Source organism: Kitasatospora sp. NPDC059146 (genome assembly GCF_042786665.1).
Classification (GTDB): domain Bacteria; phylum Actinomycetota; class Actinomycetes; order Streptomycetales; family Streptomycetaceae; genus Kitasatospora.
The window spans coordinates 104,483-117,784 of sequence record NZ_JBHZCY010000014.1 but is presented as its reverse complement, the minus strand read 5'-3'; the positions used below and the strand labels follow the sequence as shown (position 1 = coordinate 117,784).

General features: G+C 73.4%; 18 protein-coding genes. 7 read left to right on the top strand and 11 right to left on the bottom strand.

From position 1 onward, the window contains the following. Both car and ACFXPX_RS09270 read right to left on the bottom strand, forming a co-directional pair. Positions 1-2,826, bottom strand: a 2,826-nt coding sequence (gene car / locus ACFXPX_RS09275) for a carboxylic acid reductase (protein ID WP_380640352.1), incomplete at its 3' end; no start/stop codon positions are given. Positions 2,827-2,905: 79 nt separating this feature from the next. Further along, a complete protein-coding gene (locus ACFXPX_RS09270) occupies positions 2,906-3,616 on the bottom strand; it encodes a FadR/GntR family transcriptional regulator (protein WP_380522074.1) in 711 nt (236 codons plus the stop codon). An 87-nt stretch (positions 3,617-3,703) separates the two neighbouring features. On the opposite strand from ACFXPX_RS09270, the gene ACFXPX_RS09265 reads away from it, so the two are divergent. After that, positions 3,704-4,027: a MarR family transcriptional regulator gene (locus ACFXPX_RS09265; protein ID WP_380522076.1), complete on the top strand. Its 324-nt coding sequence runs from the start codon at positions 3,704-3,706 to the stop codon at positions 4,025-4,027. Between the two features lie 63 nt (positions 4,028-4,090). On the opposite strand, the gene ACFXPX_RS09260 is transcribed toward ACFXPX_RS09265, so the two are convergent. The 4 genes from ACFXPX_RS09260 to ACFXPX_RS09245 all read right to left on the bottom strand — a co-directional run bounded on the left by ACFXPX_RS09260 (position 4,091) and on the right by ACFXPX_RS09245 (position 6,267). Then, on the bottom strand, positions 4,091-4,291 hold the full coding sequence (locus tag ACFXPX_RS09260; protein ID WP_380522078.1) for a hypothetical protein: 201 nt from the start codon (positions 4,289-4,291) through the stop codon (positions 4,091-4,093). A 125-nt stretch (positions 4,292-4,416) separates the two neighbouring features. Then, a complete protein-coding gene (locus ACFXPX_RS09255) occupies positions 4,417-4,935 on the bottom strand; it encodes an ATP-binding protein (RefSeq protein WP_380640350.1) in 519 nt (172 codons plus the stop codon). A gap of 390 nt (positions 4,936-5,325) precedes the next feature. Then, on the bottom strand, positions 5,326-5,742 hold the full coding sequence (locus ACFXPX_RS09250) for an ATP-binding protein (RefSeq protein WP_380640348.1): 417 nt from the start codon (positions 5,740-5,742) through the stop codon (positions 5,326-5,328). 60 nt (positions 5,743-5,802) lie between these two features. Continuing rightward, positions 5,803-6,267, bottom strand: coding sequence for an STAS domain-containing protein (locus ACFXPX_RS09245; RefSeq protein WP_380640346.1), 465 nt, complete (start codon positions 6,265-6,267; stop codon positions 5,803-5,805). A gap of 298 nt (positions 6,268-6,565) precedes the next feature. Between ACFXPX_RS09245 and ACFXPX_RS09240 the strand changes: the two genes are divergently transcribed. Next, positions 6,566-6,739 carry a CsbD family protein gene (locus ACFXPX_RS09240; protein ID WP_380522086.1) on the top strand — a complete coding sequence of 58 codons (174 nt, stop codon included), beginning with the start codon at positions 6,566-6,568 and terminating at the stop codon, positions 6,737-6,739. 56 nt (positions 6,740-6,795) lie between these two features. Here the strand turns inward: ACFXPX_RS09240 and ACFXPX_RS09235 are convergent, their stop codons facing one another. Beyond that, entirely contained in the window at positions 6,796-6,957 is a 162-nt protein-coding gene (locus tag ACFXPX_RS09235; RefSeq protein WP_380453000.1) for a YqaE/Pmp3 family membrane protein, read from the bottom strand. A 183-nt stretch (positions 6,958-7,140) separates the two neighbouring features. Between ACFXPX_RS09235 and ACFXPX_RS09230 the strand changes: the two genes are divergently transcribed. From ACFXPX_RS09230 to ACFXPX_RS09210, 5 genes are all read left to right on the top strand, one after another. Further along, positions 7,141-7,464, top strand: a complete 324-nt coding sequence (locus tag ACFXPX_RS09230; protein WP_380595080.1) for a plasmid stabilization protein — start codon at positions 7,141-7,143, stop codon at positions 7,462-7,464. A 103-nt stretch (positions 7,465-7,567) separates the two neighbouring features. Further along, positions 7,568-7,723 (top strand): hypothetical protein, encoded by a 156-nt coding sequence (locus ACFXPX_RS09225; protein ID WP_380595078.1) that lies wholly within the window; start codon positions 7,568-7,570, stop codon positions 7,721-7,723. A 209-nt stretch (positions 7,724-7,932) separates the two neighbouring features. Next, complete coding sequence (locus ACFXPX_RS09220; RefSeq protein WP_380640344.1) at positions 7,933-8,277, top strand: hypothetical protein; 345 nt, start codon at positions 7,933-7,935, stop codon at positions 8,275-8,277. A gap of 118 nt (positions 8,278-8,395) precedes the next feature. Next, the gene (locus ACFXPX_RS09215) at positions 8,396-8,881 is read left to right on the top strand and encodes a flavin reductase family protein (RefSeq protein WP_380522094.1); all 486 of its coding nucleotides are present in this window, start codon (positions 8,396-8,398) and stop codon (positions 8,879-8,881) included. A gap of 282 nt (positions 8,882-9,163) precedes the next feature. Continuing rightward, positions 9,164-9,817, top strand: a complete 654-nt coding sequence (locus ACFXPX_RS09210) for an HAD-IIIA family hydrolase (RefSeq protein WP_380522096.1) — start codon at positions 9,164-9,166, stop codon at positions 9,815-9,817. A gap of 191 nt (positions 9,818-10,008) precedes the next feature. On the opposite strand, the gene ACFXPX_RS09205 is transcribed toward ACFXPX_RS09210, so the two are convergent. The 4 genes from ACFXPX_RS09205 to ACFXPX_RS09190 form a co-directional block, all read right to left on the bottom strand. Next, on the bottom strand, positions 10,009-10,581 hold the full coding sequence (locus ACFXPX_RS09205) for a type 1 glutamine amidotransferase domain-containing protein (RefSeq protein WP_380522098.1): 573 nt from the start codon (positions 10,579-10,581) through the stop codon (positions 10,009-10,011). A gap of 463 nt (positions 10,582-11,044) precedes the next feature. Further along, the gene (locus tag ACFXPX_RS09200) at positions 11,045-11,467 is read right to left on the bottom strand and encodes a hypothetical protein (RefSeq protein ID WP_380522100.1); all 423 of its coding nucleotides are present in this window, start codon (positions 11,465-11,467) and stop codon (positions 11,045-11,047) included. A 92-nt stretch (positions 11,468-11,559) separates the two neighbouring features. After that, on the bottom strand, positions 11,560-12,285 hold the full coding sequence (locus ACFXPX_RS09195; protein WP_380640342.1) for a GAF and ANTAR domain-containing protein: 726 nt from the start codon (positions 12,283-12,285) through the stop codon (positions 11,560-11,562). 59 nt (positions 12,286-12,344) lie between these two features. Beyond that, positions 12,345-13,076: a GAF domain-containing protein gene (locus ACFXPX_RS09190; protein ID WP_380522104.1), complete on the bottom strand. Its 732-nt coding sequence runs from the start codon at positions 13,074-13,076 to the stop codon at positions 12,345-12,347. Positions 13,077-13,302: the final 226 nt, after the last annotated feature.

Here is a 13,302-nt window from a genome sequence, read left to right as displayed (position 1 = left end):
CAGCGTGCCCAGCGTGCCGCCGCCCGCCGCGTTCCCGAAGACGACGGCGACCGTCGACAGGTAGGTGAACTGCTTGATCCGGGAGGTGACCGCGAGCCTGATCAGTTCGGCCGTTCCCAGCACGTTGGGGCCGAACAGCTGGCCGTAGGACAGGACGTGGTTGACCAGTGCCGCCGGGTGGACGATCAGGTCCACGGTGTCGGCCAGCCGCTGCCAGGTCTCCTCGTCGAGCCCGAGGCCCGGTTCCCCGATGTCGCCGGCGACCACCTGGAGGTGCCGGGCGGCGGACTTCCGGTAGCGCTCCACGAGGTCCGGGTCGCCGCTGTCGAAGGCCGCGTCGAGCCGTGCCCGGGCCGCCTCGGCGGAGGAGCCGCGGACCACGCACACCAGCGTGCCGCCGCGCTCCGCCACCCGCTCCAGCCACTCCAGGCACAGGAATCGGCCCAGGTAGCCGCCGGCGCCGGTCAGCAGGACGGTCCGGGCCGCGGGCAGCGGGCCGGCCGGCCTCAGCCGTCCGGCCTGCTCGACGGTCCGCGCGTCGAGGAACGCGTCCAGCCGCAGCCGGGCCGCGTCGAGCCGCGTCGCGTCCGGGCCGTGGACGCTGTCGACGGTGGGACGGCGGTGCTCCGCCGCGAGTGCCCGCTCGATGTGGTCGGCCACCCGTTGCAGCGAGTTGACCGGGTTGATGATCACGTCGACAGGGACGTCGACGTGGAAGGTCTCCTTCATCAGCTGGGAGAACGACAGCGCCGTGAGGCTGTCACCGCCGAGTTCGAGGAAGCGGGTGCCGGGCCCCACGACCCCGTCCGCCACCCCCAGGAGCGCCTGCGCGGCCCGGAGCACGGTCGCCGGCACCGGCTGGTCGGTGGCGGTCCGGCGCAGCGTCCGGAGTTCCTCGGCCTCCCGGTCGGACAGCCGGGTGTACAGCGCTTCGAGACGCTCGCCGTACCGTTGCGTCAGGGCCGGCCGCAACGGCTTGCGCACCCCGGAGAGCAGCCCGTTCTGCTGGGTGAACGGCTCGGTCTCGACGAGCAGGTCCCGTGGGATCTGGTAGGAGTTCAGCCCCGCCTCGGCGGCGAGCTGCTGCAGGGACGCCCGCAGGACCGGCCTCAGTCGCCGGACGTCCCCGTCGACGCGGTCGAGGGCGTCCTGCGTCGGCACGACCACCGCGAGCAGGTAGGCGCGGGCGCCGCTGCCGTACAGGAAGATCTGCCGGACGAGCGGGCTGCCGTCGTAGAGCGTCTCCAGACGGGAGAGGGCGACGAATTCGCCCTGGGAGAGCTTGACGACGTTCGAGCGGCGGTCGACGTACCGCAGTTCGTCGGGGCCGACGCGGGCCATGATGTCGCCCGTGCGGTAGAAGCCGTCCTCGTCGAAGACCTCGGCGGTGGCGTCCGGACGCCGGAAGTACCCGGGGACGAGCCGGTCGGACCTGATCAGCAGCTCGCCCCTGGGGTACGGCGAGTCGGTGCCGAAGTACCCCAGTTCGGGTACGTCGACCAGCTTGTGGTCGGTCACCGGCGGGCGCTGCACCCGGCCGTCGAGCGAGATGATCCCGCCTTCCGTCGACCCGTAGCCGTCGAGCAGCCTGACGTGGAAGCAGTCCTCGATGAAGGCCGTCGTCCCCTCGCTCGGCGGGGCCGAGCCACTGACGGCCCGCAGGAGGCGGCCGCCCATGACCTTCTCCCGCAGCTCCTCCTTCACCTGCTCGGCCGCATCACCACCGGTCCCGGCCCGGCGGGACGACTGCGCCCGGTAGTGCTGGAGCAGCAGGTCGCAGATGCGGGGCACCATGACGATCTCGGTGGGACGGACCAGGGAGAGGTCCTCCAGGAGGGTCGACAGGTCGTTGGACGCCGCGAAACAGGCCAGGCCCCCCTTGGCGAGCGTCCCGAACAGCACTCCCCTGCCGATCATGTGGCTCAACGGCAGGTAGTTGAGCGTGATGGCGGGCCGCGCCGCCCGGTCGGGCAGGAAGTCGACCCAGAACTGCCGGACCAGACGCTCGGTGTACATGGCGCCCTTCGGGGTGCCGGTACTTCCCGAGGTGTAGATCAGCGCACCCAGCGCGTCGGCCGCCGACCCGTCGGGAACCCGCCGGAGCGACGGCAGCGCCCTTCCCCGCCGGACGACCGACGCCAGCGGGTCCAGGGCCACTGCGCGGCCCAGCGCCGCGAGCCGGGCGGACGCGGACTCCAGCTTCTCCTGGTGGGCGGTGGCCCCGGGCCGGTGGCCGATGACGACGATCCTGCCAAGCGAGGGGGCGTTCGCCGCGACGTCGAGCGCGACGTCCAGCTGGCCGACGTCCACCACGAGCAGGCGCGGTCCGGCCTTTTCGACGATGGGGGCCAGCTGCGCCGCCGGGGCACCCGACGGCAGGGGGACGGACACCGCGCCGGAGCGGACGCAGGCCAGGTCCGCCACGGCGTACTCGGCGCTCGCGGGCCCGAGGAGGGCGACGAAGTCGCCGGGGCCCAGCGCCTGTTCGGGGTGGTGGCGCCACTCGGCGGCCACCGCGCCGACCCGCTCCCAGAGTTCGCGGTAGGTGAGCGTGTCGAACCGCGGCAGAAGGCGCAGTGTCGTGCGGCCCGTCTCCGGGTCGGTGACCTGCTCGGTGGCACGTTCGCCCAGGGCGGGGCGGTCGGCGTACGCCTCCATCACGGTGGCCACCAGGTCGGCGAGCGGCAGGTCGGGGCGCCGGATCGCCTCGGTGACGGCGTCCAGGGGCGCGGCGTCGCGGAACTGGGCGTCGGTCGCGTACAGGTGGGTGCTTCGTCGGTCGGTACGGGCGTCGAGTTCGTCGGCGGGGAGGTGGGAACGGGACACGGATGATCTCCTTGGCAGCCGGGAGAGCCTGTTCAGGCGTGCGGTGCGGAGTGCCGGGGCACCGGGGTCGGCCGCGGGCTCACCGGCCCTCGGCCGCGCGTGCGTCGGCGGCCCCGTGGTCGTGGGCGAGCCGGACGATCGCGGCCGCGGCGCCACGAGCGCCGCCCGCGTCCCGGGCCTCGATCGCGTCGACGAGCCGCCGGTGCAGGCCGGCGTGCTCCTCGGCGTGGGCCGTGTCCCAGGACAGGCCCCCTAGGTGCGAGGTGAGCGCCGTGCCGAGGTGGTCGTACACCTCGATCAGCAGGTCGTTCCCGCTCGCCCGGACGACGGACCGGTGGAAGAGCGCGTCGACGTCGGTGGCCGCGGCCGCGTCCTCGCCGGCGACGGCCGCTTCGGCGTCGGCCAGCAGCTCCCGCAGCTGCCGCACCTGCTCCTCACTGCGGCGCAGGGCCGCGGCGCCCGAGGCGTACTCCTCCAGGACGGTCCGCAACTCCAGCACGTCGTCCCGCTTCGCGGAGCCTGCCCGCCGCACCAGGACCGACTGGAGCTCGCTGGAGGAGCGGACGTAGGTGCCGTCACCTGCCCTGGGTTCCAGCAGGCCGAGGTGTACCAGGGCACCGATCGCCTCCCGCAGTGTGCTGCGTCCGACCCCGAGCTCCTCCATGAGGACCTGCTCCGGCGGGATCCGCGTCCCGACCGGCCAGCCCCCTGCCTCGATGTGCGAGCGGAGGCTCGCCACGAGCTGGGCGGAGAGGCTGGCCGTTCGCCGTGGTGCGCTGATGGGTTTCATGGAAGCACCATATACAAACATCAGACATTTGAACATCGTCCTCGAACCTGCCTGCTGACGCGTCAACCGCTGCACGCATGCGCCGTTGTGTCTCGGCAGCCGGGAAACCACGCCCGCGTCCTGGTCCAGACCGCCCGCGACCCCGGCATCCGCGTGCGCGACATCGCCTCCTGCCGCCTGCTCACCGAACGCGCCGTCCAGCGCATCATCACCGACCTGGAACAGGCCGGGTACCTCAGCCACGAACGCCAGGGCCGCGCCAACCACTACCGCGTCACCGCGAGCAAGCAGCTGCGTCACCCCGCCGATGCGGGCCCGACGGTCTCCGAACTCCTCGCCACGCTCCTGCGCTCGACCGCCGACGGACACCGGGACCCGGCGCCCACCGCGCTGGAGTCACCCCGGCCCTGACGGACCTGAGGCCTTGCCCTGCGCTCCTGCCGCCGGGCAGCTGGTCCTGGCTGTCGCGGGCGGTCAGGGTGCCCGGGTGCCGGCCGCCGGCGGTGCGCTCGCCCGACCGCGCTCGGCCTCGTTGCGCTCCTCGTGCTCCCTGGCCTCCTTGGCCTCCTCCTGCTCCTTGGCCTCCTCCGCTTTCGCCCGGACGTCCGCCGGCGTCGGCGCCGTGATGTTCCGCTGTTCCGCGGACCGCTCCCGCGTCTGCTCGTCGTTCGACATGGTTCATCTCCTCCTCTGCACGGTTCCCCCCTCGACCCGGCGTCTCCCCGGGCGGCCGGGACACACACCGGGCGCGCAGGCGTCCGAAAGGCACTGTCCTCCTCGCCGACACGCGCACCTCGGCGTCACCCGGCGGGCAGCCGCAGCTCGCACCAGACCGTCTTGCCCGGCCCCGTCGGGCGCCACCCCCAGCGGAGTGAGAGCCGGTCCAGCAGGAACAGCCCGAGGCCGCCCTGCTCGCCCGCCCGGTGCGTTGACCGGGGCGATGGCGGCCACGGGCTGGCGTCACTGACCTCGATCCGCAGCCGCCCACCGGCGCGGATCAGGAGCAGCGCCCGCGATCCGCCGGTGTGCCGTAGGGCGTTGCCGACGAGCTCCGAGACCAGCAGGACGGCATCGGCCACCGCCCTCGGATCGGCGGTGTCGGCGAGGAAGTCACCGGTGAAGGCGCGGGCCTCGGCAGCGGTGCCCGGTTCTCCTGGGCATCGGGTGAGTGCCAGGTAACGCCGACGGGTCTGCGGCTCGCCCGGCGGGGCTTCTTCCCCCAGGACCTGTGCCCGGCTGCGTCCAGCGAGGCCCCGGAGACACCCGGGTCGGTGTCGGCGAACGGCCGGTCGTGCTCGGCCATCGCATGACTGCCCCACCCGACATACGACTTTCCAGTCATGTTTAGCCCGGTTTACTACCTTTTGCGCGGGTAGACGCCTGGGCGGTGCACCGGCCGCCCATTCGACGACGAACGGGCGCGGGCCGGCACACGCGCTCGCTCACCGAGCGTGTCCACTCCTTCCGACGAGGGCGAAGCCATGACGATTCCGACGCCGCCGGATCCGGACACCGAACCGATCCCGCATCCCGCTCCGGTGCCCCGACCGGGCGAGGACCCCGACCCGCCGTCACCGCCGATCCCGCCGTTCCCGCGGCCCGAGCCGTACCCGGACCCCGATCCGGCACCGCCGCCGGTACCGCACCCCGGCCGGTAGCACGGGCCGACGGCGTCGGAGGACCGGGGTCGTCATCGGAGACCGGGGTCGTCAGAAGGGGCGGCGGACGTGGCGGTCGAGCGGGGAGCGCACCTCCAGCCAGACCTGCTTCCCACCGTCCTCGGGCACACATCCCCAGGCCCCGGCCAGCCGGTCGACGACCCGCAGCCCGTGACCGCCCGGCCGCCCCGGCTCGGCGGCGGGCCGCAGCCGCGGGGGCACCGGACTGGCGTCCGTGACCTCCACCCGCAGCCGGGCCCCGTCCCAGTGCAGCCGCAGTTCGCGCGGGCCTCCCGGCGCGTGCAGGCAGGCGTTGGTCACCAGCTCCGAGACCATCAGCAGGACGTCCTCGGTGACGGCCGACTGCTCGTCGTCGTCGGCGGCGGGCAGCCAGCGCCAGGACCGCAACGCGTCCCGGCTGAACTCACGGCTGCGCCGCACCGCGCCGTCGACCCCGCTGAACGCCATCCGTCTGGTGCGCTCGCGGCCCGGTGACGGACCCTGCCCGGGGAGGACCATCACGTCCCCTCACACCGGACCGGTCGGCGGAGCGGTGCCGGGCGCCTCCGGCAGGTCCGGCGGGTCCGGCAGGTCCGGCGGGTCCGGCAGGTCCGCCGATCCGAGCGCCGACCGGACGTCCGGGTGGATCCGCAGCACGCTGTCGGCTCCCGTGATCGCGAACAGCCGCGCCACCATCGGGCGCAATCCCGCGAGTTCCAGGCGCAGCCCGGCCTCCTCCCGCTCGATGCGGGCACGCAACAGGAGGTTGAGCCCGGTCGAATCACAGAACCGCAGGTCCGCCAGGTCGACCACGACCCGGTCGATGCCGTCGCCCACCGGACGGGCGAGCACGGCACGCAGTTCGCCCGCGGTGTCGTGGTCCAGTTCCCCCGCCACGCCGACGACGAGGACCGCCCCCCGGCGGTCCACCGTCACCCGCAGCTCACCCCCGTCCCCCTCGGCCGTGGTGGAATCCTCGGCTGGCCGTGGCATGGCACGCTCCCTGACCGGTCGGGACGGCGATGTGCCGTCCCGCCCATCATGCCGCGCACCACGGTCGGCCGCGCGAACGACCGGGGCCCACGGGGTCGCCCCCGGTGTGACCTGGAGTACCGCCCGCTCGTCGTCCATGCCCCGCGTCTGCCCGACCCCCTCACGGCTACACGCACCGACGGGCAGGAGGCCGAGGCGCTCAGCACGGCACGCCGGGGTGCTCCGGGTGTGAAACCGGTCCGCCCGGGCAGACGCAGCGCGGGGCGCACCCCGCCCCCGTACGAGAGGAGCGCACACGATGGGTACCGAGAACAAGCTGCGCAACGCGGCGGAGAAGGCCCACGGCAAGGCCAAGGAAGCCGTCGGCAAGGCCACGGGCGACCGCACCGTCGAGGCCGAGGGCCGCGGCAAGCAGATCAAGAGCGACCTCAAGCAGGCCGTCGAGAAGGTCAAGGACGCCGGGAAGCACTGACCCCGACACCCGGCACCCGGCGGCCGCCCCGCGCGGCCGCCGGCCCGGTGCCGCGGTCAGTCCTGAACGACCTGGTAGATGCCGTAGACGACACCGGGCACATGGCCGCAGAGCTGGAGCAGGAACGCCCACAGCACCTTCATGCTCGGGCCGTCCTTGATGAGCACCGCCAGCCACGGCAGCACCAGGCACAGGAGCACGAGCAGAACCTTCACCATGATCTTTCCTCGCTTCCCGTCCGCCGGTGCGAACGCGTATCGGAGCGGCTGCCCACCCCCCGCAGCGGCAAACTGCGGCCGTCGGCCCCGAGGGGGCCGACGCGGCGACCGCGGCACTCACCGCACGCGTGGGATCGCAGGCCAGGGGTACACGCCGGGGCACCGCACACCGGAGGAGGAACCATGCCTGCGGGTTCGAACAAGAAGCGTGAACGCCAGTACGAGCACATCAAGGACAGCGCGCTGGAGCGCGGGGAGAGCCGGAAGCGGGCCGAGGAGATCGCGGCCCGGACCGTGAACAAGGAACGGGCCCGGCACGGCGAGTCGAAGACGGCCAGCCGCTCCTCCCTCCACGACATCTCGTCCTCCCGGCGCGGTGGACTGCGTTCGCACTCCGGCTCCCAGGGGCCGACGAAGGAGCAGCTGTACAACGAGGCCAGGCAGCGCAACATCCACGGCCGTTCGACGATGAACAAGAAGGAACTGGCCAGCGCCCTGGGCCGCTGACCGGTCCTCAGGAACCGGCGGAGCGGTCGGCGCCGAGAGGCGTCGGCCGCCGAGATCTGTTCACCCGGCCCGGCAGGCGGTGTTGCTCCGCCACCGGCCGACCGTGGTCGGAGCGTCGGCAGACCCGGCGCTGGCGGAGTGCCAGGCCGCCTCGGTCCGTCTGCGCGAAGCCCTGGCTGCGGGCACGGACGGCGCGGGCGTCCTCGGCGCCTACCAGGCGCTGGCGTGGCTGTGCGGCCACCACGACGACCGTCCCTGACCGCTGCCGCTTCGCTTTCGGAAAGGTGCCGACATCGTACCCAGCTCGAACAGACCACTCCGGTGGAGGAGCCCTCGTTCCCGACCTGCTCCTCCGGTGGGCCTGGGGTCCGACGGCGTGAAGGACACCGGCAGCTCTGGCCACCGGCGAGCGGGAGCGCTCGAGCCGCCCGGGAGGCAGCTGAGGGCCGACGCACATAGGTTGCTCGCATGACAACAGACGAGGCGACGATCCCCGCGGTGGGGGCGCGTGGCCTGGACGAGGTATTCGAAGTGACCAAGGCGGCCAACCGGCACCCCTCGCCCCGCACCGATTTCGAGCACGGAGTGCTGGCGTCCTACCAGTGGGCCACCGGTGTCCAGACCGAAGCCCCCGCGACCGAATTCGCGTCGCCCGGGACCGGGGGGCCTTGCCGTGAGCAGCTCTTCGCCGAATGCCGCAGCACCGCCGTGAGACTGCGCGCCGCCCTGAACGACGGTGCCGACGCCGGCTACGCCCTCGGCGCCTACCAGGCACTGGCCTGGCTCTGCGGCCACCACGACGACCATCCGTGACCCGGCAGGGTCCCTGCGGCGACGCGCACGCAGGCACGTGGCGCTGCGTCCCACGGACGGCGGACCGGCTTCACCAAACGCGGCCATGGCCCGGGAATCCGCAGGAAGGAGCAGAGGCGTGGGTCAATTCGAGGCGTTCAGCGCCCTGTTGGACTATTCGGTCTATGTCGTCACCGCGGCGGTCGGTGAGGATCGCGCGGGGTGCCTGGTCGGCTTCGCCGGCCAGAACTCGCTGCACCCACCGCGTTTCACCGTGTGGATCTCCAAGGCGAACCGTACCTACGCCGTCGCGTCACGGTCACGGGTGCTGGTGGTCCACTTGCTCCCCGCACACCGCCACGACCTCGCCGAGCTCTTCGGTGCTCGCACCGGTGACCGGATCGACAAGTTCGCGGCCACCGCGTGGGAGCCCGGTCCGGGCGGAGTCCCGGTCCTGACCGGCGCCATGGCCTGGTTCGCCGGCCACGTCCTCGACCGGGCCGACTGGGGCGACCACGTGGGATTCCTCCTCGCCCCGTTCGACACCACGACCACGTCGCACTCCAGCGGTGGGCCGCTGACCTTGCACGACGTGAAGGACATCAACGCCGGACACCCGGCGTAACCGGGCAGACCGCCTGGGGTGAGGTGGGACGGGGCGGGCTGGTGACGACTCCCCGAACAGCTCTCGGCGGCGGGAAAACCGGCTCTTCCCCACCCTGGGCTCCGTGCTCCGGCCCCGGAGCTGCGCCGCTGCTCGCGGCGCGTGCGCCAAGCCGCCTCGGCGGCTCCAACCGGGCCGGTCCGGGGACCTCCGCCCGGCACGGGCATTCCCTGACCGGCGAGCATGGCCGGCACGCCGCCCGTGGGCCGTTTGACGCCGGGCACGGCGGCAACCCGCAGGAGTATGACGTACCTAGGAGAAACCGTACCGACCGTCCCGCAGCCCCGTTCGGCCGGCGACCGGCCGGACGGCGCGGACGGCACCGGCCCGTGGTTGTACAGCCGCAGCGGCCCCTCCGGGGCTGACGGACCGACTGGTGCCGTGCTGTTCGGCCGGGACGGCACCCTCCTCCAGGATGTGTCCTGCAACGGCGATCCCGCCCTCGTCCTCCCCATGGCGGGCGTACGAGGCACCCTGACGGCCCTACGCGGGGCGGGCCTCGCCATCGGCGTGCTGACCAACCAGCCGGGCGTCGCCCGTGGCCTGATCGGACGCGCGGAGGTCGAGGCCGTCCAGGCTCGTGCCGAGCTACTTCTCGGCCCCTTCGACGTGTGGGCGGTCTGCCCCCACGGCAGGCACGACGGCTGCTCGTGCCACATGCCCTCGCCCGCTCTGGTCTCCGCCAGCTGCCGGGCCCTCGGTCTGCCGCCCGCCCGGGTGACGGTGATCGGCTCCGGCGACGCCGTGATCGCCGCTGCCCTGGATGCCGGCGCCCGCGCGATCCGCGTCCCCGAGGCCGCGGCACGGATCACGGTGCCCTGCCCGCCCTGCACGCTGACCGTCTGCCGGGCCGCCGCCGGCCCGGTCCAGGCCGCCGACCTCCTGCTGCACCGCTGAACACCCCACCGCCGGAGCGTGGGGAACGCGCGATGAGCATCACCCCCGGAGGCTCCGAGCCCCGGAACCCAGGTCCCCCGGCCTCGGAGCGACACCCCACCGACGTCGAGAAGTCCGTGCACCGGTTGCCCTGCCGCTGAGCCCATGAGCCCCGCAGGCCCGGTGGCCCCACCCGGCGCCGACCGGGAGCGTCAGCCCCGATCGGCGGCCGCGGCCCGCACCTTGAGCGCCGCGTCGATCCCCCGCACGAACTGGTCGAGGTCGTCCGGCGTGCGGGAGGTGATGAGACGCCAGCCGTTCGTGTCGTCCGTGACGAGCGCGGCGTCCGTCCAGTCGGCGCCGGCGTTGGCGAGGTCGGTGCGCAGCGACGGGTAGGAGGTGAGCTCCTTTCCGTACACCACGCCGGCCTCGACCAGCACCCACGGACCGTGGCAGATCGCGGCGACCGGGCGGCCGGAGGTGGTGAAGGCGAGGACGAGGTCGACGGCTTTCCGGTGCGTCCGGAGGGCGTCAGCGTTGAGGGTGCCGCCCGGGACGAGGAGCAGGTCGTAGGCGTCCGCGTCCACGTCGTCGAGGGTGTGCGTCGGTTCCACCGTCTCGCCGCGCTTCTCGTCCCCGACGAGGGTGCGGATGTCGTCCCGGCTCGGGGCGGCGATGTCGACGTGGACGCCGTCGTCACGCAGGTGCCGTACCGGGACGAGGAGTTCGTCCTGTTCGACACCGTGGTTGGTCACGATCGCGAGGACCTTGGTGTGGTTGTTCACGGCTGCCTCCTGTGGCCTCTTCCGGGCCCGGGCCGTCGTCGCCCGGGCCCCCGGACCGCTGCGGGTACCCGGTCTCCGGGCCCCCACCCGGGATTCGCCGGGCCAGGTTCGGGTAGCCGCGCGGCAGCGGCGAACCCCGGCGTCCGCCCCGAGGACCAGGAGGAAGCGGTGAGTGTGAGACGAAGCTCGTGGGCCATAGCGATGCGCGGCCGGCACGGACACGAACGCACGGATCCCGACGGAGCGAGGCCGTTCCCGCCCTCCGTCGTCCGTCCGCACTCCAGGCGGTCCGCCACAGTCGCGGACGCACCGGCGATCGACCGCCGGAACCCGGACGTTCCGCAGGGGCCGGCCCCGGAACCGGAGCCGCCGGCCGCCGACGCCGTCGCACCGTGAGGCCGACCCCGCCCACCACCGGAGCCCCGGGGGCTCCGCCGTGCCGCCGCGTCTCCCTGTCGTGCCGTCAGTCCTCGCCGGGGTCTCCGTAGCGGGCCCGCCACTCGCGCGCCCTGGCGTTGTGCCACTCGACGCCCTGGGCGGCCTGCTGGATCGAAAGACCGCTGAGCTCGGCGACCGTGCTGAGCGGGACGGGCTCGCCGTCGCACTCTGCGAGCGCGCGGCAGACCTTGCCGGCCCACAGCTCCTCCGGCACGAACGGGCGCTTGCGGTACTGCGCGATCAGATCAGCCAGGTGGTTGACGGTGCAGGCGGTCAGCGCCCGTTTGCCGTCCAGGCTCTGGTCGCTGACGTGCAGCGCGGAGGAATCCGGCACGAGCACGCCGAGCAGGTCGCCCTCGTCGACGGCCCGGCCGCAGAGGTCGCAGAGGTCGAGTGTTCCGGGGATGCCGTCGGACTGGTCGTCCGCTGGGGGGCCGATGTCCTCCATGCGGCGCGCCTACCCGCCGGGTCACAGACCAACCACCTGCCCGAGCAGCGGGGGACGTCGCACCCGGTGACGCCGCAGAACGGTCGCAGCGGTCAGTCGGTGAGCACGGCGGCAGGGTTGATCCGCCCCTCCACGAGGGCGCGGGCCGCGTCGGCGACGCCGGTGCCGCTGCGGCGGGCGTGGTCCCGGAGCGCGTCGAAGGCGCCGTCCATGTCGAGGCCGCCGGCCTCCGCGAGGACGCCCTTGGCCCGCTCGATGGCAGCGCGGTCCGCCGGCGAGGCGCTGATCTCCTCGGCGGCGGTCTGCTCCCGCCCGTAGCGGCGCTGGAGCAGCGCGATCACGGCCAGGTCGGCCAGCGGCTTCAGAACGTCCGGGCCGTCCTCGCCGGGCTCGATCCCGGGGTGGACGTCGAAGACGTTGAGCGCGCCGACGACCCTGCCGTCCAGGCGCAGCGGCACCGCGCGAACCGAGCGGAACCCGAGGTCGAGGGCGCGCGGCACGAAGCGGGGCCAGCGGGCCCCGGCCCGGTCGAGGTCCCGGACGACGACCTGTTCGCCGGTGCGGTGGCAGTCCAGGCAGGGCCCCTCGCCGATGGCGATCTGCAGGGCCTCCAGGCGGCGGACCCGGTCGTTGGAGTAGGCGATGTCGCGCAGCTCGCCACGGCGGTCCGCGACGACGAGACCGGTGCCCGCCGTCCCGCTGAGCGCCGTGCACACTTCGGTGAGCCGGTGCAGGAACTCGACGGTGTCGTAGCCGGGACCGATCAGCGATTCGGTGAGCCCGGCGAACGCCTCGTTCACGCGGGCCTCGCGCGTCATGACCGCCTCCACTTCCCTTCGGGGCCAGGCTACGCCCGCGCCGGGCCGTCGGTCATCCGTCATCGGTCCTCCTCGGTGAACCGCAGCCGTCGCTCCACGACGTCGTGCGCAACCTCGTCGATCTCGCGGTCGTGGGCGAAGGCGTGGGCGCGTAGCCGGTCGAGGACCTCCTCGGCAGGTGCCCCCAGCTGCACCATGATCATGCCGACCGCCTGGTCCACCTCGACGCCGTTCAGCGGCGGGTCGTCGAGCCACGGCTGGACGGGCACCTCGCCCGAGGGCGTCATGAAGGAGCCGACGATGGCGAGGGTCACGCTGGTGGCGGCGACCTGGATGTCGGCGACCTCACCGGCCGCCGGGAGCCCGGGGGTGGCGCGGTACAGGCTGAGCACGCCGATGCCGGAGGACCCGAGGTGGAGCGGCGAGGCGTAGACGCTGCGAAGGCCCCGGTGGTCGACGACGGCGGTCGAGGCGAGGTCCGTCACCAGGACCGGCCAGCGCACCTCCGCCCGTGCGAGCAGGTCGGCGACGGCCACCGGCCGACGGCTGCGGAAGGCGTCCACGCCGGGGCCCTCGCCAAGGCTGAACTGCCGCTCCTCCAGGTGGCGGGCCCGGCCGTCGCTGGCCCAGACGCCGGCCCGATGGCCGGTGTCGGCCATGAGGGTGATCGAGGCGGCCTCCACGGACAGGGCGTCGACACATGCCGCGCAGAGGCGTTCGGGCAGAGAGGGGCGGCCCGGGCCGTTGACGGCCTCGGCCATGATCTGCGCGATCCGCGTCAGATCGGCCATTTCCGCGCCTCGTTCTCCTCGCCTGCGGCCGACCCGGGCCCTCCGGCTGCCGTCCCGGTCGTCATGGTCGTCCTGGTCGTCGGGTTCTCCCGCACCACGGCGGCTCGCGCCGCGGCATGATCACCGAAGTACAGGTGTCCGGGCCGTCACCACGGGACCACCATCCGTTGCGCGTCTACCCGGATCGGTCCGGCGCACACCCGGGAACGGGTTTCGGCTGCCCCGC

What these genes read in the sequence shown, in the direction of transcription:
- ACFXPX_RS09260 (WP_380522078.1), bottom strand. Translation starts at nt 4,291, where the DNA reads ATGTCGAACGACGAGCAGACGCGGGAGCGGTCCGCGGAACAGCGGAAC.
- ACFXPX_RS09250 (WP_380640348.1), bottom strand. Translation starts at nt 5,742, where the DNA reads ATGGCGTTCAGCGGGGTCGACGGCGCGGTGCGGCGCAGCCGTGAGTTC.
- ACFXPX_RS09200 (WP_380522100.1), bottom strand. Translation starts at nt 11,467, where the DNA reads ATGGAGGACATCGGCCCCCCAGCGGACGACCAGTCCGACGGCATCCCC.
- ACFXPX_RS09240 (WP_380522086.1), top strand. Translation starts at nt 6,566, where the DNA reads ATGGGTACCGAGAACAAGCTGCGCAACGCGGCGGAGAAGGCCCACGGC.
- ACFXPX_RS09190 (WP_380522104.1), bottom strand. Translation starts at nt 13,076, where the DNA reads ATGGCCGATCTGACGCGGATCGCGCAGATCATGGCCGAGGCCGTCAAC.
- ACFXPX_RS09230 (WP_380595080.1), top strand. Translation starts at nt 7,141, where the DNA reads ATGCCTGCGGGTTCGAACAAGAAGCGTGAACGCCAGTACGAGCACATC.
- ACFXPX_RS09235 (WP_380453000.1), bottom strand. Translation starts at nt 6,957, where the DNA reads ATGGTGAAGGTTCTGCTCGTGCTCCTGTGCCTGGTGCTGCCGTGGCTG.
- ACFXPX_RS09195 (WP_380640342.1), bottom strand. Translation starts at nt 12,285, where the DNA reads ATGACGCGCGAGGCCCGCGTGAACGAGGCGTTCGCCGGGCTCACCGAA.
- ACFXPX_RS09220 (WP_380640344.1), top strand. Translation starts at nt 7,933, where the DNA reads ATGACAACAGACGAGGCGACGATCCCCGCGGTGGGGGCGCGTGGCCTG.
- ACFXPX_RS09210 (WP_380522096.1), top strand. Translation starts at nt 9,164, where the DNA reads ATGACGTACCTAGGAGAAACCGTACCGACCGTCCCGCAGCCCCGTTCG.
- ACFXPX_RS09270 (WP_380522074.1), bottom strand. Translation starts at nt 3,616, where the DNA reads ATGAAACCCATCAGCGCACCACGGCGAACGGCCAGCCTCTCCGCCCAG.
- ACFXPX_RS09245 (WP_380640346.1), bottom strand. Translation starts at nt 6,267, where the DNA reads ATGCCACGGCCAGCCGAGGATTCCACCACGGCCGAGGGGGACGGGGGT.